General features: G+C 40.9%; 25 protein-coding genes. 16 read left to right on the forward strand and 9 right to left on the reverse strand.

The features are described from left to right. Window positions 1–24: 24 nt before the first annotated feature. Both DW904_RS08410 and DW904_RS08415 read left to right on the forward strand, forming a co-directional pair. Window positions 25–1,569 carry an ATP-binding cassette domain-containing protein gene (locus DW904_RS08410; protein ID WP_009247522.1) on the forward strand — a complete coding sequence of 515 codons (1,545 nt, stop codon included), beginning with the start codon at window positions 25–27 and terminating at the stop codon, window positions 1,567–1,569. Between the two features lie 84 nt (window positions 1,570–1,653). Further along, window positions 1,654–2,151 (forward strand): aminoglycoside nucleotidyltransferase, encoded by a 498-nt coding sequence (locus tag DW904_RS08415; RefSeq protein ID WP_009247521.1) that lies wholly within the window; start codon window positions 1,654–1,656, stop codon window positions 2,149–2,151. Between the two features lie 307 nt (window positions 2,152–2,458). Here the strand turns inward: DW904_RS08415 and DW904_RS08420 are convergent, their stop codons facing one another. From DW904_RS08420 to DW904_RS08430, 3 genes are all read right to left on the reverse strand, one after another. Then, window positions 2,459–3,640: a tyrosine-type recombinase/integrase gene (locus tag DW904_RS08420; protein ID WP_005333347.1), complete on the reverse strand. Its 1,182-nt coding sequence runs from the start codon at window positions 3,638–3,640 to the stop codon at window positions 2,459–2,461. Between the two features lie 34 nt (window positions 3,641–3,674). Then, a complete protein-coding gene (locus DW904_RS08425; RefSeq protein WP_005333349.1) occupies window positions 3,675–3,869 on the reverse strand; it encodes a DUF3173 domain-containing protein in 195 nt (64 codons plus the stop codon). 381 nt (window positions 3,870–4,250) lie between these two features. Beyond that, window positions 4,251–4,568, reverse strand: a complete 318-nt coding sequence (locus DW904_RS08430) for a helix-turn-helix transcriptional regulator (protein WP_005333350.1) — start codon at window positions 4,566–4,568, stop codon at window positions 4,251–4,253. Window positions 4,569–4,754: 186 nt separating this feature from the next. Between DW904_RS08430 and DW904_RS08435 the strand changes: the two genes are divergently transcribed. The 8 genes from DW904_RS08435 (at window position 4,755) to DW904_RS08475 (ending at window position 13,403) form a co-directional block, all read left to right on the forward strand. Then, entirely contained in the window at window positions 4,755–4,949 is a 195-nt protein-coding gene (locus DW904_RS08435) for a hypothetical protein (protein ID WP_005333351.1), read from the forward strand. Between the two features lie 398 nt (window positions 4,950–5,347). Further along, window positions 5,348–6,487 carry a hypothetical protein gene (locus DW904_RS08445; protein ID WP_005333353.1) on the forward strand — a complete coding sequence of 380 codons (1,140 nt, stop codon included), beginning with the start codon at window positions 5,348–5,350 and terminating at the stop codon, window positions 6,485–6,487. A gap of 181 nt (window positions 6,488–6,668) precedes the next feature. Then, window positions 6,669–7,538, forward strand: a complete 870-nt coding sequence (locus tag DW904_RS08450; protein ID WP_243110345.1) for a YqaJ viral recombinase family protein — start codon at window positions 6,669–6,671, stop codon at window positions 7,536–7,538. 51 nt (window positions 7,539–7,589) lie between these two features. Next, entirely contained in the window at window positions 7,590–9,827 is a 2,238-nt protein-coding gene (locus tag DW904_RS08455; protein ID WP_117613308.1) for an ATP-dependent RecD-like DNA helicase, read from the forward strand. 83 nt (window positions 9,828–9,910) lie between these two features. Beyond that, window positions 9,911–10,858 carry a hypothetical protein gene (locus DW904_RS08460; protein WP_005333375.1) on the forward strand — a complete coding sequence of 316 codons (948 nt, stop codon included), beginning with the start codon at window positions 9,911–9,913 and terminating at the stop codon, window positions 10,856–10,858. A gap of 54 nt (window positions 10,859–10,912) precedes the next feature. Beyond that, window positions 10,913–12,133: a CHC2 zinc finger domain-containing protein gene (locus tag DW904_RS08465; protein WP_005333381.1), complete on the forward strand. Its 1,221-nt coding sequence runs from the start codon at window positions 10,913–10,915 to the stop codon at window positions 12,131–12,133. Then, on the forward strand, window positions 12,130–12,912 hold the full coding sequence (gene srtB, locus DW904_RS08470; protein ID WP_005333383.1) for a class B sortase: 783 nt from the start codon (window positions 12,130–12,132) through the stop codon (window positions 12,910–12,912). Before DW904_RS08465 ends, srtB begins: the two co-directional genes overlap by 4 nt. A 62-nt stretch (window positions 12,913–12,974) precedes the next feature. Beyond that, complete coding sequence (locus tag DW904_RS08475; protein WP_243110346.1) at window positions 12,975–13,403, forward strand: hypothetical protein; 429 nt, start codon at window positions 12,975–12,977, stop codon at window positions 13,401–13,403. A gap of 564 nt (window positions 13,404–13,967) precedes the next feature. Here the strand turns inward: DW904_RS08475 and DW904_RS08480 are convergent. From DW904_RS08480 to DW904_RS08490, 3 genes are all read right to left on the reverse strand, one after another. Further along, a complete protein-coding gene (locus tag DW904_RS08480; protein ID WP_109215051.1) occupies window positions 13,968–14,774 on the reverse strand; it encodes a hypothetical protein in 807 nt (268 codons plus the stop codon). Next, complete coding sequence (locus tag DW904_RS08485; RefSeq protein WP_020436704.1) at window positions 14,746–15,339, reverse strand: sigma-70 family RNA polymerase sigma factor; 594 nt, start codon at window positions 15,337–15,339, stop codon at window positions 14,746–14,748. Before DW904_RS08485 ends, DW904_RS08480 begins: the two co-directional genes overlap by 29 nt. Before the next feature lie 149 nt (window positions 15,340–15,488). Beyond that, on the reverse strand, window positions 15,489–16,151 hold the full coding sequence (locus tag DW904_RS08490) for a hypothetical protein (protein WP_023921558.1): 663 nt from the start codon (window positions 16,149–16,151) through the stop codon (window positions 15,489–15,491). Between the two features lie 55 nt (window positions 16,152–16,206). On the opposite strand from DW904_RS08490, the gene DW904_RS08495 reads away from it, so the two are divergent. Together DW904_RS08495 and DW904_RS08500 are read left to right on the forward strand one after the other, a co-directional pair. After that, entirely contained in the window at window positions 16,207–17,145 is a 939-nt protein-coding gene (locus DW904_RS08495; protein ID WP_020436706.1) for a ParM/StbA family protein, read from the forward strand. 4 nt (window positions 17,146–17,149) lie between these two features. Beyond that, entirely contained in the window at window positions 17,150–17,521 is a 372-nt protein-coding gene (locus DW904_RS08500) for a hypothetical protein (RefSeq protein WP_005333400.1), read from the forward strand. 296 nt (window positions 17,522–17,817) lie between these two features. Here DW904_RS08500 and DW904_RS23760 read toward each other — a convergent pair whose 3' ends face one another. Next, window positions 17,818–18,000, reverse strand: coding sequence for a helix-turn-helix transcriptional regulator (locus tag DW904_RS23760; protein WP_243110347.1), 183 nt, complete (start codon window positions 17,998–18,000; stop codon window positions 17,818–17,820). 410 nt (window positions 18,001–18,410) lie between these two features. Between DW904_RS23760 and DW904_RS08510 the strand changes: the two genes are divergently transcribed. Both DW904_RS08510 and DW904_RS08515 read left to right on the forward strand, forming a co-directional pair. Beyond that, window positions 18,411–18,851, forward strand: coding sequence for a sigma factor-like helix-turn-helix DNA-binding protein (locus DW904_RS08510; RefSeq protein ID WP_023921559.1), 441 nt, complete (start codon window positions 18,411–18,413; stop codon window positions 18,849–18,851). After that, complete coding sequence (locus DW904_RS08515) at window positions 18,851–19,039, forward strand: helix-turn-helix domain-containing protein (protein WP_005333406.1); 189 nt, start codon at window positions 18,851–18,853, stop codon at window positions 19,037–19,039. The genes DW904_RS08510 and DW904_RS08515 overlap by 1 nt, the downstream gene beginning before the upstream one ends. Window positions 19,040–19,169: 130 nt before the next feature. Here the strand turns inward: DW904_RS08515 and DW904_RS08520 are convergent, their stop codons facing one another. Beyond that, window positions 19,170–20,525, reverse strand: coding sequence for an MATE family efflux transporter (locus DW904_RS08520; protein ID WP_005333407.1), 1,356 nt, complete (start codon window positions 20,523–20,525; stop codon window positions 19,170–19,172). A 210-nt stretch (window positions 20,526–20,735) separates the two neighbouring features. On the opposite strand from DW904_RS08520, the gene DW904_RS08525 reads away from it, so the two are divergent. After that, a complete protein-coding gene (locus tag DW904_RS08525) occupies window positions 20,736–21,260 on the forward strand; it encodes a PadR family transcriptional regulator (protein ID WP_005333410.1) in 525 nt (174 codons plus the stop codon). Between the two features lie 153 nt (window positions 21,261–21,413). On the opposite strand, the gene DW904_RS24500 is transcribed toward DW904_RS08525, so the two are convergent. Continuing rightward, window positions 21,414–21,755: a helix-turn-helix domain-containing protein gene (locus DW904_RS24500; RefSeq protein WP_005333412.1), complete on the reverse strand. Its 342-nt coding sequence runs from the start codon at window positions 21,753–21,755 to the stop codon at window positions 21,414–21,416. Window positions 21,756–22,008: 253 nt separating this feature from the next. Between DW904_RS24500 and DW904_RS08535 the strand changes: the two genes are divergently transcribed. Beyond that, on the forward strand, window positions 22,009–22,320 hold the full coding sequence (locus DW904_RS08535; RefSeq protein WP_023921561.1) for a winged helix-turn-helix domain-containing protein: 312 nt from the start codon (window positions 22,009–22,011) through the stop codon (window positions 22,318–22,320). The last annotated feature ends 124 nt before the right edge of the window (window positions 22,321–22,444 follow it).

The raw sequence follows: 22,444 nt of genomic DNA on the forward strand, positions 1-22,444 counted from the left end.
AGACTTCGAAAAGGAGAAACTTTAATGTTGCAGATAAAAAAATTAAATTTAACACATAAAAAAGACCTGAGAATAATTCTTAATGATTTCAACCTTGTGCTAAATGATGGAGATAAGGCAGTTATTATTGGAGAAGAGGGAAATGGGAAATCGACATTAATGAAGTGGATATACAATCCGTCGCTTGTAGAAAACTATATAGAAGCAGATGGGGAAAGGATAATGGGACACGAACGTCTTGGTTATCTTCCGCAGGAGATGCTCGATGAAGATAAGGAAAAAACAATATACGAATATTTTTCTGAAGAGGAAATATTCTGGGAGAAAACGCCTAAAGAATTGTCTGTTATTGCGGGAAAATTTGGAATGAAAAATGATTTTTTCTACAGTAACCAGACAATGGGTAGTCTTTCAGGAGGCGAAAAAGTCAAGACACAACTTATGAGGCTTTTCATTCGCGATGTTTCTGTGCTGTTGTTGGACGAACCTTCCAATGACATCGACATTGCGACGCTTACATTACTGGAAAAAATCATAAATGACTGGAAGCACATTGTGCTTTTTATTTCACACGATGAAACGCTGATAGAGCGTACTGCCAACATGGTGATACATATCGAGCAGATTATACGAAAAACAAAGGCGAGATATACCGTGGCAAAGCTTCCCTATAGACGCTATGTGGAAGAACGGCTTCATAAATTTGAAATCCAAAAACAGCGGGCACTGAGTGACCGTAGGGAGAAAAAGATTCGCGATGAAAAATATCAAAGAGTTATGCAGAGTGTACAAGGTGCATTAAGAAGTTGTACCAGACAAGCACCGTCTGTTGCCAAAAACTTAAAGGACAAAATGCATACGGTTAAGGCAATGGAACGAAGATTTGAAAAAGAAGATGAAAATATGACTCAGATGCCGGAACAGGAAGAAGCAATCTTTGTCAAATTAGGGGATGAAAACTCACACATTCCCGCAGGAAAAACGGTCATAGAATATGAACTTTCAAAGCTTGTGACTCCGGATGGCAAAAGAATTTTAGCAGAAGGAATTCATTTAAAAATAAAAGGTTCAGAAAAAATCTGTATGATAGGAGCCAACGGGGCAGGAAAAACGACTCTTCTAAAAAAGATAGCGGAAGAACTCCTAAATCGGAATGACATTAAAGCAGAATATATGCCTCAAACTTATGAAGACCTGCTGGATTTGGATGTTACACCGGTTGATTACCTTGATAAAACAGGAGATAAAGAAGAGCGTACAAGAATTAGAACATACCTTGGTTCACTTAAATACACACCAGATGAAATGGAGCATCCGATTCGGGAGTTATCAGGCGGACAAAAGGCGAAAGTGCTTCTCTTGAGGATGAGCTTAAGTGGTGCAAATGTTCTTATTCTGGATGAACCGACAAGAAATTTTTCACCATTGTCCGGTCCGGTAATAAGAAAAATGCTCCGAGAATTTCCGGGGGCTGTCATTAGCATTTCTCACGATAGAAAGTATATTGAAGAGGTGTGCGATAAAATATATCAGCTAAATCCTAATGGATTACAGCTAATTGGTGATTGATAACAAAAAGGATGAAAGACTGACAAATTTCAGGCTTTTAGTGAGTTGGAAAGCATACAAAGATTTGAATTTGGAGGATAGATTATGGTACGTACAGAAGATGCATGTGAAATTATAAAATATGCTTTGCAAAACGAAATTAAAGTATATTTAGATGGCGGATGGGGTGTTGATGCACTTCTTAAAAGAGAATCAAGAATACACAATGATATTGATTTGTTTGTTGAACTGAAACATTATCATGATTATATTTATGTGATTAAGCAGCATGGATTTGAGGAAGTAAATACTGATTATACAACGGATGGTCATACTGTCTGGAAAGATGATAAACAAAGAATCATTGATTTACATTGTTTTGAATTTACAGATGACGGAATTGTTTATGAGGGAGATATATTTCCATCAAAAACTTTTTCCGGTATTGGAAAAGTTGGAGATATAACTGTTTCTTGTATTGAACCATTGAGTCAGGTAATGCTTCATTTGGGATATGAACACGATAAAAATGATGTGCATGATGTGATGCTGTTGTGTGAAACATTTCAAATAGCAATACCAGATGAATATAAGGAAAAGTAAAATTTCAGTTTTGTGTTGAATCTCTAAGCAAAATAGCTTATAATTTGACATGCTACATATAGTTATTATCCACAGTTATCGAGTAGGTGTTATCAATGCCGATAACAAAATGATAACATTAGCTCGTATAGGCAGGATAATATGGATATATCAAATAATCAAAAGAACGAGAAACATTACAGAGAATAATTCCTAAACAAAAAGCGTTAGTCTTTGTAGAGTTTGAATAGTTGACGCTGGGCTACAAAGCCCGTAACCACGGGGCTTTGCGGCTTTGGGTGTTTGAAATTGCATTATCATTGCATTTTTATATTTCTTTGTGATACATTGCAGTATGCTGATTACTGGTATAATTAGCAATACTTTGAGAAGCTGACTGGTAGCTGAGAACCCCGGTCAGCTTCTTTGCAATCTCAATATTGGTGTTTGGATACAGATGACCATAAGTTCCTAGTGTCGTCTGTATTTTTTCATGTCCAAGACGCTCTTTAATCAGCAGTGGATTTTCGCCCATGCTGATAAGCAGGGAAGCATGCGAATGTCTCAGGGCATGAATTTTGATTCTGTGGACACCAGCTAAATTTGCCAATTTCTCTAATGCTCTTGGAAGCGTTGTTTTGCTGGTGGGTGTACTGTTATAACTCAGTACGAATCCACAATTTGGTAAAACCTTTGCCTGGACCGCCTTCCATTCTTGTAATTCCTTGATGGTATCAGCATCAATATAAATGGTACGGTTGCTTGCCTGCGTCTTAGGTTCAACGAATTTGTAGTCATTCATTGTTTTATAGTACAGTGTTTTACTAATAATCAGCATACCTGTTTCAAAATCAATATCATCCCACTGTAAGGCGGCAGCCTCTCCAATACGCATTCCAGTCATAAATAAAAGCCAGAACGAGATGAAGAGATAGTGCTCGTAGTAGTCACCTTTGTACAGCAGGGATATTACCTTCTGAAACTCCTCCAAAGTCCAGAAGTCGATCTTTACTTTTTTAGATTTGATATTGCCGATCATGCGGGCAGGATTCTTCTTTGCAAGTCCGAGGATAATCGCCCGGTCAAAAGCTAAACATAACATTCCCTGAACAATGCGTACATAGTTTGGACTGAATTGTTTTGCCAACTTGAGCTGCCAGGTCTGTACATTTATCGCTTCTATTTCGGACACTTTCTTCTTGTAGAAATAGGCAAAGTGTTTTTGAATGGTCGAGTAACGATTCTTGTAGGTACTTTCTTTCACCTGAGTTTTGTACCACGGAAGATAGATTTCTTCAATAAACTTTTTGAAGGTAATGTCTTCCTTCTTATCAGCTAATTCTTCCGTTGATGCAAGAATCAATTTGGAATACTCGGCACGGGCTTCTTTTTTTGTTGAGAATCCGCTGCGGTATTTTTGAATCTGTTTTCCGGTTACAGGATGATATCCGAGGTTGGCTCGAAAATAATAAGTGCCGTTTTCTGCTTTTTTAATTGGATCTTTTGCCATGATTTCACTCCTTACTAAAATGCAAAAAGCACGATCATTCTTGCTTATCGGGCAAAGTAATCCCTAATAATTCTTCAACGGCTTCTTTTGGAACCCTGTCTAATTTTCTGGATTGATAATAGGTATGCCCCTTTTCTACCATAAGTTCCTTTGCTTTTTTGATAATATCAGCAGCAAAGGAAGGACCGTAGCCTAATTCAATCAAATCCCTTTTTGTTACAGTTATCATGAATCTCCTTTCCACAGACAGGGAATCAACTTGATACCTGTCTATTATTATATCAAATTTTGAGTAAAAGTTCTCTAATAAAAGCGCTATAAGCTAAAATCCCAAAAGTCTATGTTATTCTTTCAGAAGCCAGTTCCTATGCCCGTTCCGGCCACGTAAAACGGTGTTACTTTGTAACTATTAAGCTGCAGGCGTGCGAAGATGCAAACTATCTGCAGTCACCTATATCAATCTCCCGAAAGATTTCTTTTGTTTTCAAGGTACGGCGAATGGATATATTACCCATTCAATTAAGGAATAGGGGGCTTTTCTTTAAGATTGAAAAATTTTAAGAAAAAATGATAAAAATAAAAGCTGCCTTGATTTGGCAGCCACGGAAATCTATTTGCGTTTTAGAGCCAGACGATTCAGCATGGAAATGAGCGCAAGCATATCCTCGTCATCGAGTTGTTTCATCAGATCAGTTGCTTTGTCAATCAGAGGAAGATTGTGCAGCTCTGAATCGAAGAACTGTTGAGGAGTGACTTCCAGATAGTCACAGATATCCAGAAAGCTCTGCATGGTAGGCAGAGAACGTCCGGAAGTGAGGGACTGGATGTAGCTTTTATTTTTGCCAAGATCCAGACTCATCTGATATTCAGATACATTTTTCTTTAAACGCAGTTCGCTGATGCGTTCTCCAATAAAGTTTTTATCCATACATTTACACCTCTCTTCCACATTTTAAACTATTTACTTACAGCAAATTACGGAATAAAATAGAGATATATTTGAAATATAGTGATTATTCCGTAATATAACCGTAATTTACTAAAATGATACAAAAAAAGAAATTATGGATGATAGAAAATGGATTTTGGGGTATGATGATAGCAAAGGAAGTGGATGTCTGTGCGGATTATAGGAAATGAGCAGGAAATTGAATGGGCGAAGGAAGCACTGCGGAATCAATGTAACGATTGTCCCTACTTGGACTGCTGTAATGAAAAGGCGAAAGAGGAGTCAAAGCAGTGTGGAACGGTTCGGTTTGGCTGCCGGGAGTATCTGAAAGAGAAGATTGAATTCGTAGTAGAAAAATAGATGTAGTATTTTGAACAAATATAAACACCATATATAGTATAAGCCTGAATTGACATGAGGAATATCTTGTGCTAGTATACTGATATAGTTTATTTTATGCACACCCTTTTTGGGGAGTTTCGGGATTCATAAGAATCTCCAAACTTACAGGAAACAGCAGGAGCTGATTCCTGGCATAAGTAGTTTATGTTTGTAGTGAGTGTCACGGTATGCCTTTTTTGGCTGCGTGGCACTTTTGTTTTTTCAGGAAGAAACCAGACTTTTAAGAATGAACAGAGAAAAGACTCTCTTTTCATTCTTTTTTTGTGCTTACATTTAGGTTTCGGCATAGTTGCATGCCACAACCAGCTTCGGCTGTTGATGGATAAATATTATTTTAAGAAAGGTGGAATAAGAACATGAATGAAGCAAGAGTGTATGCAGATGGATTTGAGAGATCCTTTGCAGAAGTAAAAGATCTGCTGGAGTTTCTGGCAGAGAGAGGAAGAAATGCCAAATGGATCAGAAAGCCAACGAATACGTTACGGCTGGCACCACTGGAAAAGGAGGCTCAAAATCTGGATGCGGCAGATGCATCCATGGAAGAAATTTTGGAGGATACAGAGAAGAATACGCAGCTTGTACTGAAAATGAGAGGAGAATCCTATCCGGTACGTGACTGTGCCATCCGCACCATTTTAAGCCGCGCAGGTGTCAATGGAGACGGGCTTCGCAAGCTGGATAAGGCAACATATGCGAAGGTAGTCAATTACTGCCTGCGGGTTGCAAAAGGGGATGCCCTGATTAAGATTGCGGACGGAAAGGTTTCCGCAGTACATGGCGGGGATAAACATGATTATTGCATCCTTGATATGAAAGCCATGTTTGAGACAACCTGCGAATATCTGAATCTGAATTTCAAAGGCAGTGTTTACATGGAGGGCTCTGGTATCTATGACCATTCCATTGTATCTGCCATGTGGAAGCTCGGAGGAAGTCAGGAACTTCTGGATACTTACCGAAAAGCACTGGATGCACACGGAATGGATGAGAAGATCCTGTCACCGGCACTTCGTTTTACCACATCTGACGTGGCAGCGAGCGGTGCAAATCTGTATCCGATGCTTTTGACAGACGGACCAAACGGCGTTATCAGTCTGGGAAGTCCAATCAAGCTGGCTCACGATAAAGGGGCAACGATTCTGGACTTCCGGAAAAATCTGGAGCAGGTATGCGCCCGCTATGTGGATGCGATGAAGAATCTTACTCAGCTTATGGACATTGAGATCCGTAATCCGGTGAACTGCCTGAAGCTGCTGATGAAGGAACTTGGCATTAAACAGAAGATCCGGAATGAGGTGGTGGAGCTATTTGTATCCCAGAACGGGGAAGGTGCCTGTACGGCACATGATCTTTATTATGCCATGAATGAAGCCTCCTTTTTTGCAGCCTGTGAAGGAATGTCCGGACAGGGCATCCTGAAGCTGGAGGAGGATATTACGAAGGCGCTTATAAAAGACTGGAAAAAATATGACGTTTATGGAGCAGTCAAATGTTAGGAGGAATTGGAATGAATAACAAAGCAGAGTATACACCGGAAAAGGTTGTGGATATCAGTAACCTGTCAAGAGAAGACTGGTTGGAATACCGCAAAAAAGGAATCGGCGGCAGTGATGTAGCGGCAATCATGGGGATCTCTCCATTTGCACTATCCGGGATCTGTTTTACAACAAAACAGGTGTGCAGCCGGTCATTCAGGAGGAAGAGGAAAGCAACTGGGTTGCCAAGGAAGTCGGACACCGGCTGGAAGATCTGGTGGCAGAAATCTTTTCCAAAAAGACCGGACTGGAAGTATTTCCGGTACGTGTCATGTTCCGGCATCCATTATATCCGTTCATGCTTGCAGATGTGGATTTTTTTGTTCGTATGCCGGATGGGACATTTGCGATTCTGGAATGTAAAACCTGCAATTATAATGCGAAAGATAAGTGGGCTGATGAGGGTATTCCAGCTCATTATGTGCTGCAGGTAAGGCATTATCTGTCTGTGATGAATATGCAGAAAGCCTTTATCGCATGCCTGTATGGAAATAACGAGAATGAGTTTGTGTATCGCACCATTGAGCGTGATCTGATTGAGGAAGAAGACATCATTGATCAGGAAACGTATTTCTGGCAGGAACATGTATTGAAAAATGTAGTACCGCCGCATAACGGGAATTCCGATCTGGTTCTGGCAAATATCCGTAATTATGGTGGTTTTGCAGACAAATCTATTCCGGAAATTGTGCTTTCCGGTCTGGAATCAAAAAATCTTGAGAAGTATCTTACCCTTTCGGAGGAAAAGTCACAGTTGGAAAAACGGAAAAAGGAAATCGAAGCAGAACAGCGGGCAATCAGTGTTCCTTTTGTGGAACAGCTGGGGCAGGGCTGCAAGGCAGTGCTGGAGGACGGTACGAACCGTTACCGTATTACCTATAATCCGACCAGACGTACTTCGGTTGGGAAAGACCAGATGGAGAAGCTGAAAAACCAGCATCCGGATATCTATGAGGAATATACAAAAACAACGGAGAGCCGTACTTTCCGAATTAAGAAGGAGGCGGCGTAATGAGAAAACCAAATGAACGGATGCGGATAAAAAGCTGGAGGGATATAAACAATGAGGTGCAGATTTAAACATAAGATTTTCCAGAATGAGGAGAATGGGTATACGATTGCCATATTCACCACACAGGATACGTCTGTCCCCCTGTCAGCCAGAGACAAATATCTGGCATCCCGGAATATCATCGGCTTCTCAGCGATTGGATTCGGTCTTCCGCTTACAGACGAGATTGAGCTTGAGATGGAAGGCAGATGGGAGAGCGGAGAGCATGGAACTCAGTATCAGGTGGAAAATTTCATGGAGGTTGTACCACGGACAAAGGAGGGTATCTTAGGATACCTTTCTTCCGGTGCAATCAAAGGTATCGGTCCCAAGATGGCAGATACTATTTTCCGGAAGTTTGGGCTTCAGACACTGGAAATCATGGAAAACAACCCGCAGGAACTCTTGAAGATCCGTGGAATTTCCGAGAAGAAGCTGGCTGCTATTGTGGAGTCCTATGGAAAAAACCAGGTGTTCCGGGAACTGATGACGTTTCTGGCGCCTTTTAAGGTAACACCCAAAAAAGTGAATATGATTCTGAAGAAATTCGGAAATGAATCGGTGGATATTATCCGGCACCGCCCTTACATGCTGAGTGCAGTCAAAGGCTTCGGGTTTCTGACTGTGGATGCGATCGGAAGACAGTGCTGCTGTGCACTCAATGATCCCATGCGGATATCCGGGTGCATCGGACATATCATGAATCAGGCAATGAAAGAAGGACATCTGTTTAAGCAGCGTCAGGAGGTTATCAGGGAAGCACTGGAAATACTGAACCGGGATCTGCAGGTCATGGCAGTATCGGAGCAGGATGTCAGTCAGGTGCTTTACCGGCTGGTGCTGCAAAAAAGCATTGTTGTGGAGGAAGAACGGATCTATTCTATCCGGCAGTATGAAGAAGAAACACAGACCGCTTCCATGATAGCCAGACGGCTTTTGGAGAAGCCGGTTTTGCTGTCCATTGAACCGGAGCTGGAAAAGGCACAGAAGACACTGGGGATCACGCTGTCAGAAACACAGAAACAGGCAGTGCGGATGGTGTTTGCACATCCCATCAGTATTATTACCGGAGGTCCCGGAACCGGAAAGACAACGGTTCTCAAGGTGATTCTCTATATCCATCAGGCGTTATGCAGGTCAGAGGTACAGCTTATGGCTCCGACCGGACGTGCGGCAAGACGTATGGTGGAGAGTACCGGCTGTGAAAATGCATCCACGATGCATCTGGCCCTGGGGCTTTTGGGAGATGATACGGATTTTGAACCGGATTTTGAGTACCTGTCTGCCGGATTTCTAAATGTAGATGAGGTGTCCATGGTGGACATGCATCTTGCCTATGAATTTTTCCGGCGGGTTAGCAGACATGCCAGAGTCCTTTTAGTCGGGGATAAGAACCAGCTTCCATCCGTAGGAGCCGGGGATGTGTTCCGGCAACTGATTGCCTGCGGGCTGATTCCGGTCACGGTACTGGATCTGGTTTACCGGCAGGGCGCTTTGAGCAGCATACCTTATAATGCAAAACTGATGCAGGAGAATAAGACTAATCTGAGCTTTGGGGAGGATTTTCAGTTCATTGCCTGTAAAGGAGCAGATGAAGCGGCAGAGATTGTCCGGAGGATTTATCTGGACGAGATTGCAAAAAACGGCATGGATCAGGTACAGATCCTGACTCCGTATCGGAAACGCAGTGCTGCCGGAGTGGATGAATTGAACAAATCTCTGGAGGATTTTGTAAATCCGCCAATCGCAGGGAAGAAGGAACTGCATATCGGCAGTCAGGTGTTCCGGGTTGGCGATAAGATTTTACAGAATAAAAATACCGAGATGGCGAGTAACGGCGATCTGGGCAGGATACTGGACTGTATCACGGATGAGGATGGAAATGCCAGGGCAGTGATCGGATTCCCGGATGGGCGGCAGGTGCAATATGAAGCTGACCAGATGGAAATGATCGAACATGCTAACGCAACAACCATCCATAAGGCACAGGGTTCCGAATGTCCGGTTGTCATCATCCCTTGGGTAAAAGCCTTTTATATGATGCTGAAGCGCAATATTCTCTATACCGGAGTGACCAGAGCGAAAAGCAAGGTTTATCTGGTAGGGGAATGGGCTGCAGTCTGTCAGGCAATCCATACGGATGACAGCGGGACAAGGAACACCATTCTGAGTGAGCGGATCGTACAGTATTACGATCAGTATCAGAGTGAACAGAAACCGGAAATGGAGCAGTTAAAACTTGTTGTTTAAAAATATTTTTCAATTTTTGAAATAAGCGGACTATTACTCTTATATAGGGGAACGTCTGCTTTTCTAAATGAAAGGAGCAGAGAATGAAAGAATTATTGTATAAGAAATCAGAGGCAGTTGCCGCTTTGAACCGTGTGGATGGCTTCCATCCGATGGAACTGGCAAGAAAGATTGGAGAAGAAGGGCAGGAGGAGCAGCTTTATCTGGATGTGAAATACCGGAAGCTATGGTTTCGTCTGGTCAATCCGGCAGGAAAGATCATCAGCCGGATTATCACTTTCACAGAGAACATGGCAGTTGTGGAAGCACGTATCTATCTGGATAAATGTGATCAGGAAGACAATTATGTAGCCAATTCCTTTTCGCAGAAATTCCGGAGCGATGACCCGAAGTTTGGAGACAAATTTCTGGAAATGGCAGAAACAGCAGCCGTAGGAAGGGCATTATCGGATGCCGGATATGGTGTGCAGTTTGCGGATGTGGGAGAGGAAAATGATCCTGCACAGGTAGATGCCGGAATTCCATATCAGAATCCACAGATGCCGGATTCAGGTGCCATGGAAAATGCAGCCATGCCGGATTCGGGTGTCATGCCAAATGCCCCTATGCCAACTTATGGAGAGATGCCAGGTCAGCCGGAATATGCAGGCCAGCAGATGATGAATCAGTTCTATCAGCAGGCACAGGCGGCGGGAAGCACCATTTACCATGGCAGTGGACAAATGCCTGGCTACGGTTCCGCTCCGGCTGCCTCTACGCCGCCAAAGACCGGACAGATGCTGCAGGGAGCATTACAGAATCTGGATACGTCCCTTCCGGTAGAAGAACTGATGAAACACATGAACTATGAAATGGCAGTCGGGACTGTGATTCCGGGAAAGGGAAAATACGGCGGAAAGACCATGGGACAGGTGGCAGTTGAAAGCCCGTCAACGATCCAGTGGTTTGCCGAGCAATATTCCGGACCGAACAATCTGGTTCCGGCGGCAGCAAAGGTAATTTTACAAAAAGCAATGCCGATGGCTGGTTAAGGAAGAACCCCGCAGAGAGCTTTTTTCTGCGGGGGAAAGGAGGAAGAGACCGGGATGTATTATGATATGTCTGGGTTTGATTATGGAATACTGGATGTGGTGCAGGTGCTGCATCTCAGAAAGCGGCGGGGAAACTATTATGACTGCCCGTTTTGTGGAGAGACGCATGGAAAACTGAATATCAATGTGGAAAAGAATGTATTCCGGTGCAACCGCTGTGATGCGTCCGGGGGGATGCTGAAGCTTTATGCGGATTTGCACAATGTTACACTCTCCGAAGCAAATCAGCAGATCCGGGAAGCATTAGGAAAAGGAGAATACCGGACGGATTATATCAAAGCAACGCCGGTACAGGAAGAAAAGGCAACGGCAGAGCTTGCACCCATAGAGGAAATCCACCGGACGTATCAGAGAATGCTGTCCATGCTCACGCTTAACAGGAAGCATCAGGAGGATCTGCAAAGACGAGGATTAAAACCGGAACAGATCGAAGCACAGCGTTACCGGAGTGTCCCGCTGTTTGGAATGAAGAAGCTGGTCAAAAGGCTGGCAGAAGAAGGATATATGGTGAAAGGCGTGCCGGGATTCTACCGGGATACAGACGGAAACTGGACGATTAACTTCAAAGCAGAAAACTCAGGAATCCTGATTCCCATAGTTTCTTTGGACGGGTTCATCCAGGGTTTTCAGATCCGGGTAGATCATGTGACTGACACGAAAAAATATATCTGGCTGTCCAGTGTCAATTATGACCAGGGAGTTTCCTCCGGAAGTCCGGTACATGTGATCGGTGATCTTGCCGCAGAACGTGTCTATCTGACCGAAGGAGCCTTAAAAGGGACCATAGCCCATTATCTGTCCGGCGCTACCTTTGTGTGCGTTGCCGGAGTGAACCAGTACCGGAATCTGAAACCGGTGCTGGAGCGGATGAAAGGATATGGGATGAAACAGCTTTTGGAGGCGTATGACATGGATAAGAAGATGAAAGTAGCCTGCAATAAGCATGACAGTAAGTGTGCGGTCTGTTTTGAGCGTTCCCCTGTTATCTGCCAGCATAAGGCGGAGAAACGGAGGATTATCCAGAACGGCTGCAATAAGGTCTATGAAATCTGCCGGGAGCTTTCCCTGCCGATGAACCGGATGGTCTGGGATATGGACGAGAGCGGGGAGTGGAACGGGAAACACAAGGGGATTGATGACTATTTAGCCGCCATCAAACAGAAGGAAGGAACCGGGGCACAGACTTCGGCTCTTCCGAAAGGAGAACAATCATGAGAAAAAAAGGAAATACGGTTCTTGCAGGACTCATTATCTGCCTGTTGCTTGTTTTTCTCGCAGCGGCAGGAAAACTCTTTGGTGCTTATCTGAAGTATCAGAAAGGGGACGTAAGTTACGAGAAACTGCAGGAATATGTTCAGGAACCAGAGGAAGAAGAATCACCGGAGTCTGAGAAAGAAAAGGAGGAACCTAAGAATAGGTATCTAGAAATTGATTTTGCAGGTTTAAAAGCGGTTAATCCGGATGTCATAGCGTGGATTCAGATTCCGGCACTGGATATTAGTTATCCGGTGGTACAGGGGAAAGATAATGCATATTATCTTCATCACCTTTTTTCGGGAGAATCCAATATCAACGGGAGCATCTTTGTGGACTGCCATAATCAGCCGGACTTTACGGATCAGAATACGATCGTGTACGGGCATAATATGAAAAACGGGAGCATGTTCGGAACTCTGGATAAGTACCAAGACAAAGAGCTATTTGAACAACATCCGGAGTTTTATCTCTATTTGCCGGACAAGATCCTCAAGTATCGTATCTTTTCCTGCTATGCGGGAAGAACCGGAAGTGAGGGATATAGGTATCATTTCCCGGAAGCGGAAGATTTTCAGACGTTTCTGGATACGGTGTCTTCTTATAGGGATTATGATACCGGCACCGAGCTGTCGGCAACGGATCGGATAGTTACGCTGTCTACCTGTGTCAATTCCAGACGGAATTATCGCTATCTGGTACATGGAAAATTAAGCAGTGAGATCATCACAGAGGAATAAAAGAATCGTGCTGGTGTGAGAAGAAATTTCTTATGCCAGCTTTTATTATGGGAGGAAATGTAATGGGAACAGCATTGGTTATGGAACATGCAAACGCACTGGCACAGATGATAGTCAGTGAAAAGGACAAGTTATTTGATGAAAGAGTGGAGGCTCTTGTAAAACTTTATAGAAGGGCGGAATTTTATCTGAAGCAGGGATTTCTGGAGAGCATCGTCTGCGAGTTCCATCGGAAGAAAGTGGAAATGATTATGCAGGCGGAAACAAAAGGAGAGATTACGGAAATACTGAAGTTATCAAAACCGCATTTTGACGGGAAAAAATTTGTCTATACCTCTCCGTATGCTGTGGAAGAGGAAGAGCTTCTCCTTTGGTCTCTGACATCACTGCAAGGTCACTCCGGGATGAAGGGTATCGAAGATATCGGGAATTATTTGAGAAGTGCCTGCCGGAGATGGCAGAAAAGATTCCGGCGTAGAACAATGGCATAACAAAGGAACGAAAAAACTATCTTTTATTTTACTGTAATTTCACTCTTTATTGAATCTGCAATACTTTACAAAGTTTTTTACGGAAAAATGCTTCGGATTAATATACTTAACACCAGTATCTATCAGCTTAAATTTTGAATAACCAAACACCAGTGTTTCATTATTCACAAAAATCGTCATCTATCCAGAAAGCAGGTAAAATATGTTCACAATAATCAGAGTATTTTCTGCATTCAATACATTCTTCATCTAAAGAATCTACGCCGACATAATGAATATGATAATCTACAGTATCGTTTACAAATCTTTCAAGGAAGATGTTCAAAACAAAGGCTACTCTATCATCACAATAAACATAACCAATTAAATTCTTATGAATGATACAGTAAACGAGATAAACACAGCGTGTATCAACGATGCAGTTGAAATTGTATCCAGATTAAAGCCTATTTATACTTTAAAGCATGCACGGAGACAGCAAGAAGACCTATTCCTGTACGGAAGAGGTCTTCCCGTCCTTATACTAAAGTTAATTGGTATGCTGAAGTCCCGCAAAAGCAACATTTAATTTACCTCCAGATTACCGCTTTTAAGAGATAGATAATCGGAACTTCCGCTAAGCAGATAGAAAAAATATTCCCCTTTTTCATCTGGTGAGAAACTATATTTTCCACTCAGTTCATCGAACACTTCTCCTTCATACATTATCCCGTCTTTTACATAACCGATAATCAAATCTTGGGATACTGTAATGTCTGATTTATATTTATCAAACGAAATGACTATATTATCTTTATCAGTTAGTTCCCATCCCTTTCCATTGTCTTGTGTAAGTACACAAAGTGAATTGTTGATTAGAATTATTTCTGGAATGATATACATTTCATCTGATTTATCAGTAGGAATCTCTACTATTGATGATGGTATGAAATTAGGCATCAGACTGCTTTTAACAATTCTGCTTTCAGGAAATTCTGATGAAGATTTGGCTAATTCCTCAATATCAACAACTTTCCCATTTTCATTGGTATATACACCGTCTTTTAATATGATGTAGCTTCTATCATTGGTTTCTGTCCCGATTAAATGTCGATTGCTGTCATCAATTAAAGCCGATGTTAACAGATGACTGATTGCAGCATATACAGGCATACACAAAAACACTGAAACCACAGTTACAATAATTGCAGTTCTATAAGTGAACTTTAAAGGCTTATGTTTTGAAGCTGTTTTACAAAATACATTTTGACGTATCTTTTGTTTGGAATATTTTTTCAGTATTTTATTGCAATCATGAAAATACACTTCCTCAATAAAAGATTCATCAATTTCACTCATTAACTCATTCAAAGAAAATTTTACAGTCTTCATATCTAAATCCCTTCTTTTCCATTTTTAGTTTTAATTTTTTACGTCCGCGTAACAGTTTGGATTTTACTGTAGATTCTTTTAATCCGGTTTCTTCTGCTATTACAGCGATTGTCTTAGTGTAATAGTAGTACGAGATAAAACATTTTCTTTCGTCAACTGATAGTTCATATATGCTTTCTTTTAAGCATTTGATTACTTCTTCTTTTAACGGCCCGTATTCAATATGTTCGTTCGTTCCAACCTGAAACGCATCTTCGTAATTTTCAAAATGCATCTTAGAGGTTTTTCGTAATGCGTTTTTTGCCATGTTTCTTGCGATTGTTCCTAAATAGGGTTTGAATGTGCTGTAGTTATCTGTATCTAAATCTGCACTGTAATTCCATAGAGCTACAAAAACATTAGACACGACCTCCTCCTTGTCTTCATATGGCAAAGCACTTCCAATAATATTCTCGACTATGTATACAACATATCTGTAGTATTTGTTCATACATATTTTTAAAGCGCGCTCATCTTTATTTTTTAGTTCGAGCATCAGTTGTTTCTCATCTATGTTAAATAACATGCTTCTACCTCATAAATTCAGTGAATACTATAGCAGTGGTTTAATAATGGGAATGTGTATTTTCAAAAAAGGGAACCGAGAAACCAAGTTAAAAAGCTTCAATTAAAATCAGGATAAGTACTCACCAGCACTTGAAATATTTTCCACTATTAAAATGTAATAGAAAATGATTTGATTGTAAAGGCATCAGAGGACAGATTAGTTACCATGCCGTAATAGTAATCTGTTGCCTGTGTCGTAAATCCTGAACGCAAACCACTTGCTGTAATCTCACGCACAAATTCTGATGAAGGTCCAGCTACGTATGCGCGTACTCTTGAACGATGAAAAGCAGAACGGCTCAAAGTGTAATTTATAGTTATGTATCTGCCGCTATTACAATAAAGTCCCATACTGTTATTTGATGGTGTTAATATGGCGACTTCGCCATTTTTCAATGTGATTCCGCGCCAAGTATATCGGGCATATGCATTTGGAATAACACCTTCTTCAACAACTTTCTGCAGGCTTTCGTCAGCAAACACAGTGTACTTCCATTCAATCATATTAGGGTCATCTGTAAGCGGCTCTGCTGCAAAAACATTAACACTTAGCGACAGCATCATAACGAGTGTTAGGATAAAACTGATTATTTTTTTATAAGCCTTCATATATGTACACGACTCTTTTCCAAGGTTCCCTTTGTAATAAGATACACAGTAAATATTGTAACGGTTGCATTTATTTAAAAAATTAAAAAAGATAATTTTTAATTTTTGTTTTTTGAATTTTTTGATTGGTAAAATAAGAAAATGGATTATAAAGAGTTGCACTCTAGGTACCTCCTACGTACAGAATAAGTATCAAATACAAAGGAGTGAAATCATTATGATTAAAAAATTAAGAGTAGCCGTGGATCACGGGAACCGGAACATGAAAACCTGTCATTTTATCTTTACCACAGGACTGACGGAACAGGATAAAAAGCCTGCCAGGGGAGAGAAGTATCTGAAATATCAGGGAAAGTATTATACCCTTAGTGAGAAGCGGATTCCGTACCAGAGGGACAAGACGCAGGACAGCCGGAACCGATTCTGGATTCTGACCTTATTTGCCATTGCAATGGAGCTGGAGCAGAAAAGCCAGATCCAGCCGGAGGATGTCATTCAGGTGGAACTTCCGATTGGGCTTCCGCCGAAGCATTTTGCAGAGCTTTGTGAGAGATATGAACGCTATTTCAAAGGGGACGGGAAGGTGCAGGAACTGTGCTTCAACGATAAAGTCTATCACCTCTGTATACAGAATGTAATGGCGTTTCCGCAGGATTATGCAGCCATGATGACGAGGATGATGGAAATCCGTGAGATTCCGAAAGTCGTAGGGATTGATATTGGCGGATTTACTTCTGATTATCTTCTGATGAGAAGTGGCAGACCGGATATGGATTATTGTGATTCTCTGGAAAAAGGTGTGATTACCATGTATAACGATATCATTTCCAGTATTAACAGTGAATATGACATGCTTCTGGAGGAGGCAGATATCGACAGTATCATCAAGGGAAAAACGCAGTATTATGAGGAAGCTGTTGTACAGGCAGTAGAAACCATGGTTCAGAATTTTGTTACCGATCTTCTGAACAGCATCCGAGAGCGGGGCATTGATACAAAATCTACTTATACGGTGTTTATCGGCGGCGGAGCAGTGCTTCTGGAACGATTTCTGGAGCAGGCAGACCGGTTGGGAAAACATACCTTTATCCGGGATATGAAAGCAAATGCCGATGGATATGATCTTTTGTATCGCATGACACAGGCTGGAGTGTGATTTTATGGGAAAGAAAAATCCGTTTGTATTCACTATTGGTTTTGATAAGTCGGATCCAGATCACGTGTATGTGACAGAACTTCTGAATACGACAGAGAAAAAAGCAAAACTGATCGTTGCGGCAATTCTGGCATATACGGGAAGAACGGATGAGACAGGTAATGGCAGTATAAGCATGGAACCGGATATGCTCCGGCCAATGATGCAGCAAATCATCCGGGAAGAAGTAAGAAAGGTATTGGAAGGGCAGGACGTTTCTAAGATAAATAGAGAAATGCCCACAGAAGTTGATTTGATGGAAGAAGAACCGCTGCGGATGGATCAGACTATGAGACAGAATGTAGTGGATGCTATCAGTGCATTTCGCAGGGCATAAAAAAGCAGGAGAGATACACATGCTTATGGCAGTGTACTCTCCTGTTCTTTGTATCAGAATGGGAATAGACAGAAAACTCACAGACTATTCACAGATTACTCACAGATTGTCTTTGTATAATGTGTAGATGATGAAGGATACGGGAGAGCCTTAACTTAGGTTCTTGAATCCATCCAGAAGTCCACGCAGTGTAGAAAGGGCAAGCTGTTTCTGCTCCTCCGGGCAGGAATTTAGTTCTGCCATGATTTGCTGCATGGTAGAATCCGGGTTCGTTTTCTGGTTAGAAAATATAGCATCTATGGAAATATGTAAGTAAGTTGCCAAGCATAAAGTGTTTCCAACTGTGGATTGCCAATATAGTTTTCAATATCAGAGACAGTCCGTAAAGAAATCTTTGCCTGTTCCGCAAGGCTGTTTTGCGAAAGATTGCGGCGGAGACGTTCTTCCCTGACTGCATCTCCCAATAATTTTTTCACCATCTATATCACCTCACTTAATGCATATATTTTATCGTAGATTAACACTATACGAAATGCGTTAAAGTGCGTTATGATAAGCAGGATAACACATGCACAAATAGAGAAACATGGAAGTAAGTACGACAGACATGAATGGACAGCATAAGATAAAAGCCAAAGAGGAACTGAATCTGTTAAAAAAATCTTATCCATACAATGTGTCGGAGAGAAGTTAGAATATGCAGTATATGAGATACTATCATCGCATATCCTACACAATTACATAGAAAGAGAAGTATCGGCTGGACTACGAATAGAGTGGTCCAGCCTTTCTTTTTTCGAAAAATGAAGCAGTGTCACGTTTTGTTGCCGCTCACCGCCATCCTCGGAATTTTTTGGAACGTGATAAAAAATTTCGGAGGATAAAACAAATGAACAAAAAAACATATACAGGATCAAAGATACAAAATCACTTTACAGCATATCTGATACAGTTTGTCCGTGGAAAACGACATGATTATCTGGAGAAGAAAATCCAGATGGCTGATGCAGAAGAACTGTTGGAGGATATTGGACAGATGGAGGCAAGAATTGTAATCGAAGAATTGCTGGAGAACCAAACGAGGGAGCAGCTTTTATTGCAGGAGGCACAGGGGAAATATCCAGAATGGAATAAGATGTCAGATGAAAGACTGATGAAAGCGCTTCATACGCTGCGGGATGAAGAACGGAAGCTGATTTACCAGCATGTGTTTGAAGAACGTACTTTTGAGGAAATGAGCAGGCTAAACGGGTTATCAGAGGAGCGATGCAAGGGTATTTATTATTATGCAATCCGGAAGATCCGCAAGGTGATGGGAGGTGAAAACTAATGAATTTTGAACGATTACTTTTAAAGGCAAAAGAAGGAAATGCAGATGCGGTACTGAAGATTTTAGAGATATATAAGCCGCTTTTAATTAAGAATGCGATTGTGAATGGCAGATTTGATGAAGATCTGTATCAGGAACTGGTAAGTACATTGCTTCAGTGTATCCAGAGATTCCAGATAATTGAGTAAGTTATCTTAAACAAAGGCTGCAATCACTCTCAGGGGAGTAACATCCTCTGGGAGTGATTGTTTTTTGAAGGGTGATATTGCCTCAGTTCGAAGCGGCAGACGGTGTTGATCTATTATGTTGCCTGATGCTTTAATGCTCTTTTGTTGTTGCCAGTTCTTTATGAAGATGTAGAGCCATAAACACAGTAACAATAGCAGAAATTACATCGGCAATCGGTTGTGCATATAGTATTCCATTTATGCCCCAGAATGATGGGAGCAACAGAATGATCGGAACAAAGCAAATACCTTGTCGGCAAGCCCCAAGAACGAATCCGGCGGTGCCTTTTCCAAGTGCAAGAAACAGAGAAGAATACACTGTGTAAAATCCAAATACGAAGAAGGAAAATCCATTTGCCATTAGCGATTTTTGACCTACAGAAATCATCTCTGTATTGCCTTCTGTAAATTGCGAAATAATCTGTGTGGAAAATAGGGCTATTGTCAATCCCACAACTACACAAAATATTGTTGACCATAAGATAGAAGTTTTAATTGCTTCCCTGAGCCGATCAAACTTTTTGGCACCATAGCTAAAGCCGGCAATTGGTTGGAAACCTTTTAAGAAGCCGAACACAACCAGAGTTCCCATTGAAGTGATTCTTGTAACAGCGCCCATTCCGGCGATAACAGCATCTCCATAGATATTAGCTTCCCGGTTTATGAATGCGATAGAAAGGCTTGTAAGAAGCTGGAAAGTCAATGTGGGTATACCGATTTTCAGAATTTCAGTTATGATCTGCTTAGAAGGACAAAATTCCTTAATGGAAAATGTAAAAGCGCTTTTTTTCTGTAATGCATAAATTAAATATACAAGAGTAGAAGCCATTTGAGAAATTGCTGTAGCGATTGCCGCACCAGCAACCCCCATGTCGAGAGTATAGATGAAAATAGGATCTAAACCAATATTCAATACAGCTCCTAATAATAATGCACACATAGTTGTTTTTGCGGCGCCTTCACTTGCAACGATATTGTTCATCGTTACATTAAATACATTGAAAATACATGAAATAACATAGATTCTTCCATAAGAAAGGGCGTATGGCATAATCGTGTCTGTTGCACCTAACATGGTTAAAATAGGTTTCAAAAAAATTGCAGTTCCGATAATAATAACTGCGCCAATACAAACACTGCTGTATAATGCAGTACTGGCGACTTTACTTGCAGCTTCCCTATCTCCTCGCCCTAAAAGTCTTGATAAGTAGGAGGCGGCACCATTGCCAAACATCAGACCTAAACCAACAACTACTTGTCCTAAAGGAAACGCAATGGAAATTGCACCCATTTGACTCTCGCCAAGTCCTCCTATGAAATAAGCATCCACCAAATTGTAGAGAGCGTTAATAAGCATACCAATCATTATCGGTATACCAAGAGCCATTAGTGCTTGGGGAACAGGTGCATTTCCTAATAAATCCATTTTGTTGTTATTCTTGTTCATTTCAAATACTCCTTTCAATTAAGAATATAAATTATAGTAGTATAAATTATAGTATACTACGTGAGAGAATACTACTATAATTTATAGTAGTTGTCAAGCGTGTATCCTGCAATTTCCTTGACAAGAGGTATAAAATCAAATACTATAAATTACAGTATATATAACCGTAAGTATTTTATAGCTTTCGTGGATATAGAAAGTGGGTGAACTATGGCTACAATAGATTTAATTGTGTTAGGAATATTGAAAAAGGAACCGATGGGAGCCTATGATATTCAAAAATTAGTGGAATATCGTAATATATCAAAATGGGTAAAAATCAGTACACCATCCATTTACAAAAAAGCAATTCAGTTGGAGGAAAAAGGCTTCATTAAAGGAGAAATTGTGAAAGAAGGTAAGATGCCTGAAAAAGCAGTTTATTCATTAACAGATGAAGGCGAAAAAGAATTTGTAAAGCTTATGATGGAAACAGCCTCTAAACCCATTCACTTTTTTTTAGATTTTAATGCAGTAATTGTAAATTTGGATAAGTTACCGCCTGAAAGTCAACAATCATGTATTGCCAGTATTGAGGAAAATATTGAAATATTAAAAACTTATCTGGAGGAAAATCTTCGAGAGAAAGAGAATGATCCGGAAATCCCTAAGACTGGTATGGCAGTATTGCAACAGCAGATAGTTTTGGCGGATGCTATTGAAAAATGGATTATTTCTCTAAAAAAAGACTTTTGATGAAGAAGTCACTAGCTGATTTCTTATTAGGTCTGCAGGATTGGGAAGAAACAGGGATGGATGCCGACCTATGTTCCGGCTTTGTAGCCAGAACATAGAAATTTTCTTAGTGGGGAATCTCCCTCAAACCCGGTGCTCCTTATATCCTGCAGATTAAACTTCAAATTTATACCCATATCCAACTACTGTTTTTATGTAATTCTTGTCGCTGGAATACTTTTTTATCTTCTTGCGTATTTGAAAAATAGTGTTTTCCACGGCGTGGAAATAACCATTTGCTTTTTCATGCCAAACTGCTTCATAAATCTGTTGTTTAGTAAAAGCCATCCCTGGATTAGAATATAGCATATAAAGTACATCAAATTCTTTTACAGAAAAGTTAATGTCTTTTCGTACTATTAAGCCGTAGGTCGTAAAGGTCTGCGACTTTAACTTTACCCGGAAAGGAGCTGCCACATATATAGGCAGTGCTGTAATTTTAACAGTAACGGTCACCAATCTATGGGGATGGCTTGTATATCCGGCTGAAATGCTAAAAAATCAGTGGTTCTTATTTATCACTTCACTCTGCCCCGGTAATTATGTGTTTGCCGTTTCTGGCTCTTGCAGCTATTGCGATTCTACTGGTCTATTACCAGACTATTTGCAGGTAAAGCATTGCTCTGGTTTTGAATTTGAGTTTTGGCAGTCTAATAATAGCATTTTAGATTAGCTGTGATAAGGTGAAACAGATTAGGAGGAAAGTAAATTGCATTACAAAGACAAAAACCTACAGATAGATATTCGCTGTCATACTGTTTTTATGAATGATCAAAAGATTGAATTGAGTCTGAAAGAATTTACGGTACTAAAATATCTAACAGAACATCCTGGCTGGGTATTCTCTCACGAGGAGATTTATCGTAATGTCTGGAAGGAAGAACCGATTGACTGTGCTAATGCGGTTATGTGCTGCATTAGCCAGCTTCGTAAAAAGTTAAAAGTAGATTCACGGAACTGGAATTACATCCGCACCGTCCGAGGTGTGGGCTATAAGTTTCAACCACTCTCAGGGGAGTAACATCCTCTGGGAGTTTTTTGTCATATTTGTTGCACTTTTCGGCTCTGGTACGTACAGAAATAGAAAAGAAACATATCCCAAAATGTATACATTTTAGAAGTACGTTCCGGAAAGAGGGATTATA

The organism is Ruminococcus sp. AM42-11, assembly GCF_003480145.1.
Classification (GTDB): Bacteria; Bacillota; Clostridia; order Lachnospirales; family Lachnospiraceae; genus Blautia_A; species Blautia_A faecis.

Excerpts from the sequence above, each read along its gene's own strand:
- DW904_RS08495 (WP_020436706.1), top strand. The coding sequence starts at position 16,207 with ATGATTAAAAAATTAAGAGTAGCCGTGGATCACGGGAACCGGAACATG.
- DW904_RS08465 (WP_005333381.1), top strand. The coding sequence starts at position 10,913 with ATGTATTATGATATGTCTGGGTTTGATTATGGAATACTGGATGTGGTG.
- DW904_RS23760 (WP_243110347.1), bottom strand. The coding sequence starts at position 18,000 with ATGGTGAAAAAATTATTGGGAGATGCAGTCAGGGAAGAACGTCTCCGC.
- DW904_RS08520 (WP_005333407.1), bottom strand. The coding sequence starts at position 20,525 with ATGAACAAGAATAACAACAAAATGGATTTATTAGGAAATGCACCTGTT.
- DW904_RS08410 (WP_009247522.1), top strand. The coding sequence starts at position 25 with ATGTTGCAGATAAAAAAATTAAATTTAACACATAAAAAAGACCTGAGA.
- srtB (WP_005333383.1), top strand. The coding sequence starts at position 12,130 with ATGAGAAAAAAAGGAAATACGGTTCTTGCAGGACTCATTATCTGCCTG.
- DW904_RS08510 (WP_023921559.1), top strand. The coding sequence starts at position 18,411 with ATGAACAAAAAAACATATACAGGATCAAAGATACAAAATCACTTTACA.
- DW904_RS08420 (WP_005333347.1), bottom strand. The coding sequence starts at position 3,640 with ATGGCAAAAGATCCAATTAAAAAAGCAGAAAACGGCACTTATTATTTT.
- DW904_RS08430 (WP_005333350.1), bottom strand. The coding sequence starts at position 4,568 with ATGGATAAAAACTTTATTGGAGAACGCATCAGCGAACTGCGTTTAAAG.
- DW904_RS08500 (WP_005333400.1), top strand. The coding sequence starts at position 17,150 with ATGGGAAAGAAAAATCCGTTTGTATTCACTATTGGTTTTGATAAGTCG.
- DW904_RS08455 (WP_117613308.1), top strand. The coding sequence starts at position 7,590 with ATGAGGTGCAGATTTAAACATAAGATTTTCCAGAATGAGGAGAATGGG.
- DW904_RS08515 (WP_005333406.1), top strand. The coding sequence starts at position 18,851 with ATGAATTTTGAACGATTACTTTTAAAGGCAAAAGAAGGAAATGCAGAT.
- DW904_RS08525 (WP_005333410.1), top strand. The coding sequence starts at position 20,736 with ATGGCTACAATAGATTTAATTGTGTTAGGAATATTGAAAAAGGAACCG.
- DW904_RS08425 (WP_005333349.1), bottom strand. The coding sequence starts at position 3,869 with ATGATAACTGTAACAAAAAGGGATTTGATTGAATTAGGCTACGGTCCT.
- DW904_RS08475 (WP_243110346.1), top strand. The coding sequence starts at position 12,975 with ATGGGAACAGCATTGGTTATGGAACATGCAAACGCACTGGCACAGATG.
- DW904_RS08415 (WP_009247521.1), top strand. The coding sequence starts at position 1,654 with ATGGTACGTACAGAAGATGCATGTGAAATTATAAAATATGCTTTGCAA.
- DW904_RS08485 (WP_020436704.1), bottom strand. The coding sequence starts at position 15,339 with ATGTTATTTAACATAGATGAGAAACAACTGATGCTCGAACTAAAAAAT.
- DW904_RS08435 (WP_005333351.1), top strand. The coding sequence starts at position 4,755 with ATGTCTGTGCGGATTATAGGAAATGAGCAGGAAATTGAATGGGCGAAG.
- DW904_RS08480 (WP_109215051.1), bottom strand. The coding sequence starts at position 14,774 with ATGAAGACTGTAAAATTTTCTTTGAATGAGTTAATGAGTGAAATTGAT.
- DW904_RS08445 (WP_005333353.1), top strand. The coding sequence starts at position 5,348 with ATGAATGAAGCAAGAGTGTATGCAGATGGATTTGAGAGATCCTTTGCA.
- DW904_RS08460 (WP_005333375.1), top strand. The coding sequence starts at position 9,911 with ATGAAAGAATTATTGTATAAGAAATCAGAGGCAGTTGCCGCTTTGAAC.